Genomic DNA, 14,155 nt, shown 5'->3' with positions numbered 1-14,155 from the left:
TAAAGAGACGTACTATGGAAAACATACAAAAGCTCATCGCCCGGTATCCTTTGGTCGAGGATCTGGTCGCCCTCAAAGAAACCACCTGGTTTAACCCGGGCGCCACCTCTCTTGCACAAGGTCTACCGTATGTCGGCCTGACGGAGCAGGACGTAAACGCCGCCCATGACCGTCTGGCGCGCTTTGCGCCGTATCTGGCGAAAGCGTTTCCGCAAACCGCCGCCGCTGGCGGCATGATCGAATCTGACGTGGTCGCTATTCCGGCCATGCAAAAGCGGCTGGAAAAAGAGTATGGGCAAACGATCGACGGTGAAATGCTGTTAAAAAAAGACAGTCACCTGGCAATCTCTGGTTCCATTAAAGCGCGCGGCGGCATCTACGAGGTGCTAACGCACGCGGAAAAACTGGCGCTGGAGGCGGGTCTGTTAACCACCGACGATGACTATAGCGTGTTGCTTTCGCCGGAATTTAAACAATTCTTCAGCCAGTACAGTATCGCCGTCGGTTCAACCGGCAATCTGGGGCTATCGATCGGTATCATGAGCGCCTGCATCGGTTTTAAAGTGACGGTACATATGTCTGCCGACGCCCGCGCCTGGAAAAAAGCGAAGCTGCGTAGCCACGGCGTGACGGTCGTAGAATACGAAGATGATTACGGCGTGGCGGTTGAGCAGGGCCGTAAAGCAGCGCAATCCGATCCAAACTGTTTCTTTATCGATGATGAAAACTCCCGCACGCTATTTCTGGGCTATGCGGTAGCGGGTCAGCGTTTGAAAGCGCAATTCGCGCAGCAGGGACGCGTCGTTGACGCCAGTCACCCACTGTTTGTTTATCTACCGTGCGGCGTTGGCGGCGGCCCTGGCGGCGTCGCCTTTGGCCTGAAACTGGCGTTTGGCGACAACGTCCACTGTTTCTTTGCCGAACCGACCCATTCACCCTGCATGTTACTCGGCGTTTATACCGGTCTGCACGATGCCATCTCAGTACAAGATATCGGTATTGATAACCTGACGGCGGCTGACGGCCTGGCGGTAGGTCGCGCTTCGGGCTTTGTTGGTCGGGCAATGGAGCGTCTGCTTGACGGCCTCTATACCTTAGACGATCAAACAATGTATGACATGCTGGGCTGGCTGGCGCAGGAGGAAGGAATTCGACTGGAGCCATCAGCTCTGGCGGGGATGGCCGGGCCACAGCGCATTTGCGCCTCCGTCGCGTATCAGCAAAGGCATGGATTCAGTCAGACGCAGCTCGGCAACGCGACGCATCTGGTATGGGCAACCGGGGGCGGCATGGTGCCGGAGGATGAAATGGAACAATACCTGGCGAAAGGACGCTAATACTCGCTCAGTGCCGGAAAGACGGCTGCGCCATCCGGCACGCCATCGCCTGATGGCGCTACGCTTATCAGGCCTGTGACGTTAACGCAGCATCGCCATCAACTCCTCCGGCGAGCGATGCTGTTTCAGTAAATCCCGCATCACCCGCATATGCGGCGAGGAGTAGTTAAAAAAGGTCTGGTAGCCCTCGCAAAGCTGATTTTTCCCCTGGCTATCCCGATGCTCAGGGCATCCGCCGCCGCAAAATCGTAATAAAGAACACTTCTGACATTCAGCGCTTAGCGGCGCCTTGTCCGGCGTTTTAGCACCATTCCTGCCGCCGCACCACTGCTGTAGCGTCTCATCAAAAAGGCGGACCGAGATACGCTGAATATCTTCACGTACCCAAATATCAAATACGCTATTTAAAAACCGCCCCCAGTCTGCTGAACACAATGAATCCTCGGTCAACATTCCGTTCCGGTCATGTTCCAACAATGGGATAAAATGGACATTGCGAATGCCGAGCCGTTGTAAGTTACGGTACAGTTGCTGAGGGCGCTGGCTATTCTGGCGATTTACGACGACCTGAATCTGGTCATCACTCACGACAATGTCCTGACGTCCTGTCATATAAAATTCCCGATAAATGCAATAAGTTGGCGAATATGGGTAACAGCAAACAGGATTGCGAGCGACAACACCGCGAGGGAGATCAAAAATTTGTCACGCACGACATGAGTTTCGGAAAAATCGCTATGCGCGACATCCATCAAATTACGACTCAGGGTATAACGCCAAAGAATCACCGCCACTATCGCCAGAACGCTGATCGACACCCAGAACAAGAACCCCGCCTGATGCCAGTGGTGCCTGACGGCTAACGCCATTAACGCCCCGTATCCCAGCAGCGTGCGAAACCAGGCCAGCGACGTACGCTCCGGTTGCAGTCCCGGATCGTTCTGCCGACGGGCTTTACGACTATCCGGCATACAGTACCAGCCCCATTACAATCACCGCGACAATCATCAAAATAACGCTGATGATCAACAGGCTGTGGGTATAGGGCAAATCCTCTTTCAGACGCATCGCTTTTTCATTACGTAACCAGCGTAGATAGCCATAAATCGCCAAGCCGCCCGCAAACAGACACAACAGTAGCGCCAGCAGTTCACGGATCACCGGCGTGGCAAAATCCGGGGCGAGCTGATCAAGACCGACGCCTGCCGCCAGAAATCCCAGCGAGGTGCGAATCCACGCCAGAAAGGTGCGCTCATTTGCCAGTGAGAAGCGATAATCCGGCGCTTCTCCGAGGCGGGAAATCTTCATGACGACTCCTTTTACGTTCTTATGTATTCCCGTTCGTTTTCAGAATACCACTCACGTTGTTGCTGATATGCTTCACATTATCCCGCAGCAAGGGAATCTTATTGCAAAATAACTGTAGTTCACTGGTGATGCGTTTTGGCGCAACCACGCTCATTGCCGCTATTTTTCATTTCAGTTGCGACCTTTTTCAACGCCACCGCCAGGAAAGGCATTATTGCCGAATTAAAAGCTGAAAAACCACCCGTCGCGACGAAAAAAAAGCGAAGAAGATTGATAACCAACTGAAATAAAATGGAATTATGCTCGTTGCCATTACGCTGATTAGCGCGTTCATTGAGGAAAGAGATAAGAAGAAGAGCAGAAGTGTGGCCGGTGCGGCGCGCATTATCCAGCCTGGATTTAACACAGTGCGTAGGCCGGATAAGCAACGCGCCATCAGGCGCTAACCCATTCCCCAAAAAATCACCGCCAGCAGTTGTGGCGTGATAATACGCAGGAACATCACTAACGGATAGACGGTCGCGTAAGAGAGCGCCGCCGCGCCGCTGGTGGCATGAAGATTGTTGGCAAATGCCAGCGCTGGCGGATCGGTCATCGAACCGGCCAGCATCCCGCACAGCGTCAGATAGTTCATTTTGGCAAAAATCCGCGCCAGCAGACCGACGGTAATCAACGGAATTGCGGTGATGAAAATACCGTAGCCAATCCAGCTTAATCCTTCGCCCTGCGTCAGCGTATCGACAAAATCGCCGCCGGATTTCAGCCCAACGACCTCCAGAAACAAAACGATGCCTAATTCACGCAGCGCGAGGTTGGCGCTCGGCGGCATAAACCAGTACAGCTTACCGATGCTGCCGATACGCCCCAAAATTAGCGCCATGATCAGCGGCCCGCCGGCCAGCCCCAGTTTTAAAGCGACCGGGAATCCCGGCACAAACAACGGGATTGACCCAAGCAGAACCCCTAATCCGATGCCGATAAACACCGGCAGCATCTGCACCTGCTGGAGTTTTTGCTGCGCGTTGCCGACCACATTGGCTACCGCATCAATCGAGGCAGGACGCCCCACCAGATTGAGAATGTCGCCAAACTGCAGGCTGGCGTCGCTGCTGGCGACCAGCTCAACGCCCGCGCGGTTAAGACGGGAGATAACCACGTCATAACGCTCTTTAAAGTGCAAATCGCGGATACGTTTGCCGAGCACTTTTTCGTTGGTGACGACCACACGCTCGACGCGTAAATCCGTGCCGCGCGTCGACAACGAGGTGTCCACTTCCTTGCCGATCACCAGTTGCGCGTTATGCAGGTCGGTAGATTGGCCGACGAGGTGCAGCAGGTCGCCTGCCTGGATAATCGTCCCCGGCGACGGCACCATCAGCGTGTCGTCACGTTTCAGGCGTGAGCAAATGATTTTATCGCTGTTCAGGATCGGCACATCCTGAATAGCCATATTATTGAGGTTCGGATTCTCGACACGGATATTCATTGTCTGAATTAATGAATGACCGTTAGCGAGAGAGGATTCGTGCTTCTGCGCCTCCGCCTCGACGTTAACGCGAAAAATCAGCCGCATCAGCCACATGGTGAGCAAAATACCGCAGATGCCAAACGGATACGCCATCGCATAGCTCATCCCCATCTGATCTACCAGATCCACTGGCGTTCCCAGATCGCGCAGGATTTGCTGACCCGCCCCTAACGCAGGCGTATTGGTGACTGCGCCGGAGAAAATCCCCAGTACCACCGGCAGCGGAATAGCGAAAATTTTATGCAGAATCGCGGTGACCAACCCGCCCATAATCACAATCAGAATGGCAAATAGATTCAGACGTAGCCCGGAGACGCGCAGCGAGGCGAAAAACCCCGGCCCCACCTGTATGCCGATGGTATAAACAAAAAGGATCAGGCCGAACTCCTGGATAAAGTGCAGCATATCGCCGCTCAGCGTCACCCCAGCCTGATCGACGAAGTGGCCGACGATAATACCGCCGAACAACACACCGCCAATACCAAAGCCGACACCGCGCACTTTAATGTTGCCGATCCATAAACCGACAACCGCCACCAACGCCAGAACGCTGACCGTCAATGCGATATCACTCATCTCATCTTCTCTTCCCTGTGAGTAACATTTCAATTTATAGGGATTATGACTGAACCGTTAAGGCATATATACAGCATGGCGCACATTCTCATGTTACAACACCGCCCAGACGTCCTGACTTCGGCAACGTCTTACCCTTTTTCGTGGCACAAAAAAGCCCCGCCATCTCTGGCGGGGCAAGGCAAGGAGCTTATTAGCTATTTAATGTGGAGCGTTCGTTAATGGCGATACGCTGCGGCGCAATGGTTTCCGGCTCGTTGCGGGTTAAATCAATATGCAGCAGGCCGTTGGTAAACGTCGCGCCGGAAACTTCCATATTTTCAGCCAGCGTAAAGCTCAGGCTAAAAGGCTGCATGACCAGGCCCTGATGTAACCATTTGGGCTCGTTTTCCGGCTGTTCCGGCGTGCCTTTCACTGTCAGGCGCGTGCCTTCCAGTTGAATATCCAGATCTTCCTGACGGAAACCGGCTAACGCTAAGGTGATGCGATAATGGTTATCGTCGCTTTTTTCGATGTTATAGGGCGGGAAGCTCTGGCTTTCGCCGCTGTTTTGCAGCGCATTGGCCAGCTTGTCAAAACCGATCCATTGACGCAGCAGTGGGGATAAATCGTAGTTACGCATAATCATTTCTCCTTCTAAGAAGCGAGTTTTTACCTTCACACTTTACGTGCGAATATGCTCCCTGACGGCGAGCATGGGATGACAGGCCGCGCAACGCGACCCGACGGAATCAGTTAATTTCGATACGGCGCGGTTTGTTCGCTTCCGGAATCACGCGCTCCAGTTCGATATACAGCAGCCCGTTGACCAGGTTTGCGCCGCGAACGTGAATGTTCTCCGCTAACTGGAACTTACGTTCAAAGTTACGCTCGGCAATGCCCTGATACAGGTAAGTACGTTCTTTCTGCTCGTCCGCATGAGCGCCTTTTACCACCAGTAAATTATCCTGGGCAGTAATCTCCAGTTCGCTTTCCGCGAAACCGGCAACGGCAATGGCGATGCGGTAGTGGTTTTCGTCTACCAGCTCAACGTTGTACGGAGGGTAGCCGCCATTACTTTGGCTTTGGTTATTTTCAAGCAGGTTAAACAGACGATCAAAACCAATGGCAGAACGGTACAGCGGGGATAAATCAAAGTTACGCATAATCATAAACTCCTGAAATCAGCGAGAATGTCAGACCTTCCATCATGGACAGGCCAGGATTGCCAGAACACCCATCAGGCGTGCCCTTCTATTCACTACGTCTTATAAATGGGTCTGAATACGTACTTTTCAAGTATTTTAATCCGACTTTTTTTTGCAGTTTATTGGCTATTGCATAGACTGGTTGGGACAGCACTGATTGTTAAAGTGCGATTACCGCCACAGTGCCACGTACTGGTGATGTTATTTTTAGCAACGGATCGCTATAACTCATCATGCAAATAACGACAACCAACAGATGAATGAGTGATGATAAAAAACGTGTGGTTAACGCTGATAATATGGAATGGGATGCTTTTATTAAGCGGTTGTTCAAGCGTCATGTCGCACACCGGCGGTAAAGAAGGCACTTATCCTGGCACGCGCGCCAGCGCTACGATGATCGGTAACGATGAGACAAACTGGGGCACCAAATCGTTGGCCATCCTGGATATGCCATTTACCGCCGTGATGGATACGATCCTTCTGCCGTGGGACATCTTCCGCAAAGACAGTTCGGTAAGATCGCGCGTAGAGAAAAGCGAGGAGGAGACGAAAATGACCAATGCCGTCATCCCCCCGGCGAAGATGCCTCCTCCCTGATTTATCGCCCGGTTTCCGTCACCCATAGCTGACGGAACCCTTTCACCTCTTCCATCCATGCGACGTGTCGCCCATCCGGTGAAAAAACGACGGCATCCGCAGACGGCGGGTTGTCGTGCCTGGCGGTTAAGAAGTCGATCCTCCCACTTTGTGCGTCACAGCAGGCAATCCGATTTTCCAGCACCAGTCCCAGCCATTTACCCGACGGATGCCAGTTAAACGCTGACTGTACGCCGGTCGCATGATGCGTTAACTGCCGGGGCTCGCCTCCCTGCGGCGATATCAGCCACAGTTGCGCTACGCCGTTATCGTCCCGCATCAAAAAGGCGATCGCCGTCGCCTGCGGATTACTGCGGACCCAGTGGCGTGGTTCGTTAGTGAGCCCAGGGTAAACACGCTGGTGAGTAAAGGTAAGACGCCGCTGAACTACGCCCAACGGCGGCGATGGCATCGTTGATTCGGTTCCCGTCAGCGGCGTGTCGCCTGCTTGTTTCCAGCCGTTTTCATGACACGGTAAATCGACAATAAACAGCTCCGGGACTTTTTTGCCCGTCAGCGACAGCGTATCGCCAATAAAGGCGATCTGGCGGTTGCCCACCCAGCCCTCTTCATAGGCGCGGTTAATGTCATCGCTGCCAGGTCTCGGCGCCGGCGTCGTGCGGCTAACCAGTACGCACCAGTGGCTACCGCTGTATTCGCGCGGATGCTGAACCGGCACCGTTACCGGCCCATACGGCGCGGCCACGCCGACATTACGCAGATCCAGCGCCGGATCGCGCTCATGCAGAACGTGGTCATTATAGGTAAAACTCACCAGCTCGCCGTTCGGGCTAAACACATGGACGTGACTGCCGCCGCGCAGCGCGCCGGGAGTATACGGCGCAGTAATATCCATCGCATCGAGGTTAGTCACACCCCCCGGCGTTGCAATAACGCCCCGGCGGTGGTGAAAATCGTAATGCCACGTCTCATCAGGGTTTTCAGGGCCATGAATAAACACATAGTGATTGTCGGCAGGATGCACCGTCACCACGCCGACATGCGCGCCCTGCACGGCGCGATAAATCACCTCCACGTCGCCGGTATGCACATTGACACGCTCAATGGTCTTGCCCGTAAATGACGCGCCTGAAGGCCGTACATCAAAGACCAGCCACTGGCTGTCAGGTGTCCAGGTATTGGTGTTGGTAAGCTGGTGATGGCGCGGCGTAAAGGTGATTTGTTTCATAGGATGTCCTGATAAGAGACGATGCTCGTCATCATACTTCACACGGGCTTCACTTTCAGGCTTTAGCGTATCGTTGGGATAGCCAGGCCCGATGGCGCCACGCCACCGGGCCGTCAGGGCATTATTTCTCCTGCGCCAGCCGGATACTGCGCTCTATCACCGCCCGCCGGGCGTCACCCGCCGGCAGCAGCTTCAGCATCATCTCCCAGGCCGCCACCGCCTCGCCAAAGCGCTGCTGCTCAAAGGCGCTGAACGCATACAGGCTTAACACCCGGATATCCGTGTGGTCGCGGCTCACCAGCCGGCGCAGCAGCTCCCCGCCGCGGCGGTTATCCTCCGGGTCGGACGAGCGCGTCAGCGCCTCCGCGTAGCCCAGCGCCGCATCGCTGTTTTTCGGGTCCAGACGGTAAGCGTTCGCATAGGCCCCGGTGGCGGTACCGGCATTACCCAGTACCATACCGGTGCGCCCCAGCATGAGCCAGCCCTCAACATTGCCGGCATCATTCTGCAGGCGGGTGCGCAGCCCCAGCGCCAGCCGCGCCATCTCCTCCTCATTCAGCGGCTGCGCCTGCGGGTCCAGCGCCCGCGCCAGCAGTCCCGGCGTCTGCGCCGTTGCCTGCTGCCAGGCCCTCACCTGCGGATAGCTGCCGGTCAGGGCGTAGCTGCCGGCGCCGACCGCCAGCGCAATGACGGCCCCCGGCACGTAAACGCCCCACCCGGCGCGCGCGCCGCAAACCGGGGTGTCCGCCGGCAGCGGCTCCCGGCGCAGGCGCACCCGCCGGCGCGTCCGGGCGACGATTATCCACCCGCCCGCCACGATGGCGGCCAGCGGCAGCACCCACAGCAGCACCGTCAGCGGGGTCAGCGGCGGGTCGTAGGTGACAAAGTTGCCGTAGCGCGCCACCATATAATCGATGATTTCCTGGCGGCTCTTCCCCTCCTGCATCAGGTCATACACCCTGCGACGCATGTCGGTGGCTATCATCGCGTTCGAGTCCGCAATGCTGTTGTTCTGGCATTTCGGGCAGCGCAGCTGCTCCGTGAGCTGGCGGAACTGCTGCTCCTGCGCTTCATCTTTAAACGGCATCACGTCGGTGGTTGCCCGCGCTGACCCGGCGATAACCAGCGCCAGCATCAGCATCACCATGCCCGGTAACAGTCTCATTGCGCCGCCTCCCGGCTGTATCTGTCCCACAGCGGTTTCAGTTCACTTTCCCATACCCGGGCATTCAAATCGCCCGCATGGCGGTAGCGGATAATCCCCCTGCCGTCGATGAGGAAGGTTTCCGGCGCGCCGTACACGCCCAGGTCCAGCCCCAGCATCCCGTCGCTGTCCGATAAACTCAGCGCATACGGGTTGCCCAGTTCCTTTAACCAGGCCACCGCCTTCGCCCGGTCGTCCTTATAGTTCAGCCCCACCACCCGGATACCCTGCGCGGCCAGCCGGTTCAGGTACTGATGCTCGGCGCGGCAGGTCGGGCACCAGGTGGCCCAGACGTTAAGCAGCACCGGTTTCCCCTGCGTCAGCACCTCCGCCTCATAGTACTGACCCGGTGTCTCCAGCGATTCCAGGCGGAACGCCGGCACCGGCTTCCCGGTCAGCGCCGATTCGAGATTCGTCGGGTCATCCCCCTGCGCGTTGCGCGTCAGCTGCCACAGCAGCGCCGCGGCAATCAGCAGAAAAATCAGTAACGGTAATAACAGTACGTTGCGTTTCATCCGGCCTCCGGCAATGGTTTACGGCGGCGGTAGCGCGGGTCCGCCAGGCACAGCAGTCCGCCCAGCGCCATCAGCAGCCCCCCGGCCCATATCCAGCGGACAAACGGTTTGTAGTACAGGCGCACGGCCCACGCGCCGTTGTCCAGCTCCTCCCCGAGCGCGGCGTACAGGTCGCGGGTCAGCCCGCCGTCAATCGCCGCCTCGGTCATCACCATCCGGCTGGTGTTGTAGAGCCGTTTCTCCGCGTGCAGCACCGCCTCCGGCTCGCCGTGGCGCGTCACCCCGATGAGGGCCACCCCGCCGCGGTAGTTGGGGCCGGTGATGTCCCGCACCTCCCGGAAGGTGAAGCGGTAGTCGTGAATGGTCACGCTGTCGCCCGCCCGCATCCGCACGTCACGCTCCACGCTGTAATTCTGGCTGAAGGCGATGCCGGTAATCGTCACCGCCAGCCCGAGGTGCGCCGCCACCATTCCCCAGTAGCTGAGAGAGGTTTTCGTGCCGCGGGACACGCGCTGTACGGCTTCGGCCACCGCCAGCACCGCAATCCAGCAGGCCATCGCCATCCCCACCGCCGTCATGGCGATGATTTTATCTTCCAGCAGCCATGGCAAAAGTACCGACAGCACCAGGGTGGTGACAACGGCAGCCCACAGCAGTTTCCTGATGTTACGCGGCCGGTCCCGACCCCAGCGCACCAGCGGCCCCACCCCCAGCAGCAGGGCAAAGGGGACCATCAGCCAGGTGAACATGGTGTTAAAGAACGGCTCCCCCACCGAAATGCTGCCCAGCCCCAGCTGTTTGTGCACCAGCGGCAGCAGGGTGCCCAGCAGCACCACCAGCATGGCGGCCATCAGCAGGACGTTGTTGCCGAGCAGCAACGACTCGCGCGACCACAGCGCGTTGTTCACCCGCGAACGCACCCTGTGCCCGCGCACGGCGAACAGCAGCAGCGAGCCGCCGGTGACCAGCACCATAAAGGCGAGGATAAACATCCCGCGCGCCGGGTCGGAGGCGAAGGCGTGCACCGACACCAGCACCCCGGAGCGCACCAGGAAGGTGCCCAGCAGGCACAGCGAGAAGGCGCAGATGGACAGCAGCAGCGTCCACGCCTTGAAGCCGGCGCGCTGTTCGGTGACCGCCAGCGAGTGCAGCAGGGCGGTGCCCGCCAGCCACGGCATAAAGGAGGCGTTCTCCACCGGGTCCCAGAACCACCAGCCGCCCCAGCCCAGCTCGTAGTAGGCCCACGCCGAGCCGAGCACGATGCCCAGCGTCAGGAACACCCACGCCGCCAGCGTCCACGGGCGGGCAAAACGGGTGAACGCGCTGTCCAGACGCCCGCTCAGCAGCGCGGCGATGGCGAAGGCGAAGGCCACCGAGAAGCCGACATAGCCCATGTACAGCAGCGGCGGGTGGAAAATCAGCCCCGGGTCCTGCAGCAGCGGGTTCAGGTCACGCCCCTCCACCGGAAAGGCCGGCAGCGTGCGGGCGAACGGGCCGGAAGTGAACAGGATGAACGCCAGAAAACCGGCGCAGACCATCCCCATCACCGCCAGCACCCGGGCGACGATATCCGCCGGCACCTGCCGGCTGAACACCGCCACCGCCAGGGTCCAGCCGCTCATCAGCAGCACCCACAGCAGCAGCGAGCCCTCGTGCGCCCCCCAGGTGGCGGCCACCCGGTACCACACCGGCAGCTGCGTGTTCGAGTTGCCGGCGACATAGGCCACGGTGAAGTCGTTAACCACAAAGGCGTGTACCAGCACGAAAAACGCGCCCGCCACGCAGATAAACAGCAGCCAGGCGAACACCCCGGCCGACGCCATCATCCGCGCGTCGCCGCGCGCCACGCCCCACAGCGGGTAAACGGACAGCAGCAGCGCCACGCCGAGCGCCAGGCACAGCAGCGCGTGGCCGTATTCAGGCATCATGATGAGGTGTCCTTATCAGCGCGTTGCGGGCGGCGGTGGTTTTCCTGCATCGCCTTTTCCACTTCCGGCGGGGTGTAGTTCTCGTCATGCTTGGCCAGCACCTCGTGCGCCAGGACGTGGTTGCCCTTCTCCAGGATGCCCTGCACCACCACCCCCTGCCCCTCGCGGAACAGGTCCGGCAGTATCCCCTCATAGCTCACCGTCACCGCCCCCTCGGCGTCGTAGAGGCTGAAGTTCACCTTCAGCGAGTCCGGGTCGCGCCTGACGCTGCCGGGCATCACCATCCCGCCGACGCGCAAACGCTGGCCCGCCGCCGGCAGCTGCTGCGTCTCGCGCTTGCCGTAGAGGATTTCGCCGGGGGTATAGAACAGGTCGATATTCGCGCGCAGCGCGTACAGGACCAGGGCGGTGGTCAGCGCCAGGCCCGCCAGCACCGCGCAGACCACCCATAGCCGGTTTTTACGTCGCAGGTTCACGCGGCCTCCTGTTGCGCCTGTGCGGCACGCATCCGCGCCTCGCGCGCCCGCTGCTGCGCCACGCCGCGCAGAATGGCCCGGCGCTGCAGCACCGTGTGCAGCGCCAGCAGCGCCAGCGGCGCCACGGTCATCGCCACCGCCAGCCAGACAAAAAAGGCGTACCCGCCCATGGCGAAAAAATCGCTCCACGATGAAAATGCCGGACTCACCGGTGCCCCCTTTTCAGTATCAGTTCGCTCACCCACGGGCGGCGTTTTTCCATCAGTAAAATCAGGTTGCGCATCCGCATCAGCGAAAGCGTCATAAAGAGCAGCAGGAAGCCGGCGATGGCCCAGCGCAGCGGCGAGCGCATCGCCGGGTCGATACTCTGCTGCATCCGCGTCGAGCCCTGGTGCAGGGTGTTCCACCACTCGACGGAATAGTGGATAACCGGCAGGTTCACCACGCCGACCAGCACCAGAATGCCCGCCGCGCGCCCGGCCATTTTACGGTCGTCAAAGGCGTGCCACAGGGCGATGACCCCGGCGTAGAGAAACAGCAGCACCAGCTCCGAGGTCAGGCGCGCGTCCCACACCCACCAGGTGCCCCACATCGGTTTGCCCCACGCCGCGCCGGTGACCAGCGCGATGAAGGTGTACACCGCCCCCACCGGCGCCATCGCCGCGACGGCAAGGCTGGCCATTTTCATCTGCCAGACCAGCCCGGTGAACGCCGCCACCGCCATCGCCGCATAGATACCCATCGACCAGATGGCCGCCGGGACATGCAGGTACATAATGCGGTAGCTCTCCCCCTGCTGGTAGTCCGCCGGGGCGAAACCAAAGCCCCGGACCCAGCCGGTGGCCAGCGCGATGATGCCGGCCGCCGCCAGCCACGGCACGAGCCTGCCGCAAATCTGATACAGCCGGGGCGGCGCCGCCAGCTGATGAAGGGTTTTCCACATAGTCGTCACCTGACCTCCTGAAACCAGTAAAATGTCCGTCGTGCCGGGGCGCTACTGCGTACTGATGCGCAGCGCCGCCGCGGTGGCGAACGGGCTTAACGTCGCGCTGCCCGCCAGCAGCGCCCCCAGCACCGCCAGATAGCCGTCAACGGGTAAATGCATCGATGCCGCATCCATCGCCGCGGCGGCGAAAATCAGCACCGGGACACTCAGCGGCAGCACCAGAATGCCCAGCAGGACGCCGCCGCGCCGCAGGCCGGCCGTCAGCGCGACGCCCGGCGCGGCGAGAAACCCCAGCGCCGGCGTGCCGAGCAGCAGCGTCAGCGCCATGATTTTCCAGCCGTACACGTCCATCCCCAGCAGCAGCGCCACCAGCGGGGAGAGCATCATCAGCGGCAGGCCGGTCACCGCCCAGTGGGCCAGCACCTTCGCCAGCACCACCGCCGGCAGCGGCACCGGCAGCAGCATCAGCTGCTCCAGGCTGCCGTCCTGCAGGTCGTCGCGAAACAGCCGCTCCAGCGCCAGCAGCGAGGCCAGCAGCGCCGCCACCTGGATGATGCCCGGCGCGATACGCGCCAGCAGCTGCGGCTGCGGCCCGACGCTTAACGGAAACAGAGTGATGACCATCAGGAAGAACCACAGCGGGCCGGCGATGTCCGCGCCGTGGCGGAACGCCACGCGCAGTTCGAGACAGAAGACACGCCACATCACAGCCCGGCCTCCCCGCCGGTCAGCACCAGGCGGCGGACGGTGTCCGCGGCCCCCGGCAGCGGCTGGTGGGTGGTGAGAATGACCATCCCGCCCTGCGCCGTGTGCGCCGCCATCCGTCGGGTGAGGCGCGCCACGCCGTTAACGTCAATGGCGGTGAACGGCTCGTCGAGCACCCACAGCGCGGCGCGGGTCAGCCACAGGCGGGCCAGCGCCACCCGGCGCTGCTGCCCGGCCGAGAGCCGGGCGACCGGCACGTCCTCAAATCCCGCCAGCCCGGCCTGCGCCAGCGCCTCCGGGAGACGCGCGCCGTCGCCGGGGTGGAAAAAGTGCAGGTTCTCCCGCGCCGTCAGGCGGGATTTAATCCCCGGCTGGTGCCCTATCCACAGCAGGCTGCGATGGAAGCTGTCGCGCACGCGGCGCAGGGGCTCGCCCTGCCAGTACACCTCCCCGCCGTCCGGGCGCGCCAGCCCGGTCAGCAGGCGCAGCAGGGTGGTTTTTCCGGCGCCGTTGCCGCCGGTGACCTGCACCCACTCCCCGGCCTCCACGGTGAACGACAGCCCGCGAAACAGCGTCCTCTCGTCCCGCTCGCAGTACAGATCTCTGGCTTCAAGCAT

The 14,155-nt window shown here is 60.0% G+C and carries 18 protein-coding genes and 1 other annotated feature; of the genes, 2 read left to right on the top strand and 16 right to left on the bottom strand.

What is annotated here, in order from left to right:
• Positions 1–14 precede the first annotated feature (14 nt).
• Positions 15–1,337, top strand: a complete 1,323-nt coding sequence (gene dsdA, locus ACFK9X_RS00180; RefSeq protein ID WP_000427991.1) for a D-serine ammonia-lyase — start codon at positions 15–17, stop codon at positions 1,335–1,337.
• Positions 1,338–1,418: 81 nt separating this feature from the next.
• Here dsdA and ACFK9X_RS00175 read toward each other — a convergent pair whose 3' ends face one another.
• The 7 genes from ACFK9X_RS00175 to ibpA form a co-directional block, all read right to left on the bottom strand.
• Positions 1,419–1,949: a radical SAM protein gene (locus tag ACFK9X_RS00175; protein WP_000147833.1), complete on the bottom strand. Its 531-nt coding sequence runs from the start codon at positions 1,947–1,949 to the stop codon at positions 1,419–1,421.
• Complete coding sequence (locus ACFK9X_RS00170; protein WP_001113454.1) at positions 1,946–2,308, bottom strand: DUF202 domain-containing protein; 363 nt, start codon at positions 2,306–2,308, stop codon at positions 1,946–1,948. Before ACFK9X_RS00170 ends, ACFK9X_RS00175 begins: the two co-directional genes overlap by 4 nt.
• Positions 2,298–2,645: a YidH family protein gene (locus ACFK9X_RS00165; RefSeq protein ID WP_000703964.1), complete on the bottom strand. Its 348-nt coding sequence runs from the start codon at positions 2,643–2,645 to the stop codon at positions 2,298–2,300. The genes ACFK9X_RS00170 and ACFK9X_RS00165 overlap by 11 nt, the downstream gene beginning before the upstream one ends.
• Positions 2,646–2,764: 119 nt before the next feature.
• Positions 2,765–3,103: a hypothetical protein gene (locus tag ACFK9X_RS00160; protein ID WP_161126846.1), complete on the bottom strand. Its 339-nt coding sequence runs from the start codon at positions 3,101–3,103 to the stop codon at positions 2,765–2,767.
• Positions 3,088–4,749, bottom strand: a complete 1,662-nt coding sequence (locus tag ACFK9X_RS00155; protein WP_151115167.1) for a putative transporter — start codon at positions 4,747–4,749, stop codon at positions 3,088–3,090. Before ACFK9X_RS00155 ends, ACFK9X_RS00160 begins: the two co-directional genes overlap by 16 nt.
• 193 nt (positions 4,750–4,942) lie before the next feature.
• On the bottom strand, positions 4,943–5,371 hold the full coding sequence (ibpB, locus tag ACFK9X_RS00150) for a small heat shock chaperone IbpB (protein WP_001521963.1): 429 nt from the start codon (positions 5,369–5,371) through the stop codon (positions 4,943–4,945).
• Between the two features lie 109 nt (positions 5,372–5,480).
• Positions 5,481–5,894, bottom strand: coding sequence for a small heat shock chaperone IbpA (gene ibpA, locus ACFK9X_RS00145; RefSeq protein WP_001532742.1), 414 nt, complete (start codon positions 5,892–5,894; stop codon positions 5,481–5,483).
• Positions 5,888–5,961 (bottom strand) — a sequence feature (ROSE (Repression Of Heat Shock gene Expression) occurs in the 5'-region of heat shock genes and acts as an RNA thermometer to modulate expression.). It overlaps the preceding gene by 7 nt.
• A 242-nt stretch (positions 5,962–6,203) precedes the next feature.
• Between ibpA and ACFK9X_RS00140 the strand changes: the two genes are divergently transcribed.
• Complete coding sequence (locus ACFK9X_RS00140; protein WP_001581211.1) at positions 6,204–6,536, top strand: YceK/YidQ family lipoprotein; 333 nt, start codon at positions 6,204–6,206, stop codon at positions 6,534–6,536.
• Between the two features lies 1 nt (position 6,537).
• On the opposite strand, the gene ACFK9X_RS00135 is transcribed toward ACFK9X_RS00140, so the two are convergent.
• The 9 genes from ACFK9X_RS00135 to ccmA all read right to left on the bottom strand — a co-directional run bounded on the left by ACFK9X_RS00135 (position 6,538) and on the right by ccmA (position 14,155).
• A complete protein-coding gene (locus tag ACFK9X_RS00135; protein WP_001749295.1) occupies positions 6,538–7,764 on the bottom strand; it encodes a DUF3748 domain-containing protein in 1,227 nt (408 codons plus the stop codon).
• A 121-nt stretch (positions 7,765–7,885) separates the two neighbouring features.
• A complete protein-coding gene (locus tag ACFK9X_RS00130; protein ID WP_053521161.1) occupies positions 7,886–8,929 on the bottom strand; it encodes a cytochrome c-type biogenesis protein CcmH in 1,044 nt (347 codons plus the stop codon).
• The gene (gene dsbE, locus ACFK9X_RS00125) at positions 8,926–9,483 is read right to left on the bottom strand and encodes a thiol:disulfide interchange protein DsbE (protein ID WP_114063919.1); all 558 of its coding nucleotides are present in this window, start codon (positions 9,481–9,483) and stop codon (positions 8,926–8,928) included. The genes ACFK9X_RS00130 and dsbE overlap by 4 nt, the downstream gene beginning before the upstream one ends.
• Positions 9,480–11,411 carry a heme lyase CcmF/NrfE family subunit gene (locus tag ACFK9X_RS00120; RefSeq protein WP_053445614.1) on the bottom strand — a complete coding sequence of 644 codons (1,932 nt, stop codon included), beginning with the start codon at positions 11,409–11,411 and terminating at the stop codon, positions 9,480–9,482. Before ACFK9X_RS00120 ends, dsbE begins: the two co-directional genes overlap by 4 nt.
• Positions 11,408–11,887 (bottom strand): cytochrome c maturation protein CcmE, encoded by a 480-nt coding sequence (ccmE, locus tag ACFK9X_RS00115; protein WP_151115165.1) that lies wholly within the window; start codon positions 11,885–11,887, stop codon positions 11,408–11,410. Before ccmE ends, ACFK9X_RS00120 begins: the two co-directional genes overlap by 4 nt.
• Entirely contained in the window at positions 11,884–12,096 is a 213-nt protein-coding gene (gene ccmD / locus ACFK9X_RS00110) for a heme exporter protein CcmD (RefSeq protein ID WP_000074110.1), read from the bottom strand. Before ccmD ends, ccmE begins: the two co-directional genes overlap by 4 nt.
• Positions 12,093–12,830, bottom strand: coding sequence for a heme ABC transporter permease (locus ACFK9X_RS00105; protein ID WP_000266003.1), 738 nt, complete (start codon positions 12,828–12,830; stop codon positions 12,093–12,095). The genes ccmD and ACFK9X_RS00105 overlap by 4 nt, the downstream gene beginning before the upstream one ends.
• Positions 12,831–12,881: 51 nt before the next feature.
• Positions 12,882–13,541: a heme exporter protein CcmB gene (ccmB, locus tag ACFK9X_RS00100; RefSeq protein WP_061378614.1), complete on the bottom strand. Its 660-nt coding sequence runs from the start codon at positions 13,539–13,541 to the stop codon at positions 12,882–12,884.
• Positions 13,538–14,155, bottom strand: coding sequence for a cytochrome c biogenesis heme-transporting ATPase CcmA (gene ccmA, locus ACFK9X_RS00095; protein ID WP_080077949.1), 618 nt, complete (start codon positions 14,153–14,155; stop codon positions 13,538–13,540). Before ccmA ends, ccmB begins: the two co-directional genes overlap by 4 nt.

Source organism: Salmonella sp. WC3 (assembly GCF_042932255.1).
Taxonomy (GTDB): Bacteria; Pseudomonadota; Gammaproteobacteria; order Enterobacterales; family Enterobacteriaceae; genus Salmonella; species Salmonella enterica.
This window is presented reverse-complemented; position numbering and strand designations above follow the sequence as displayed.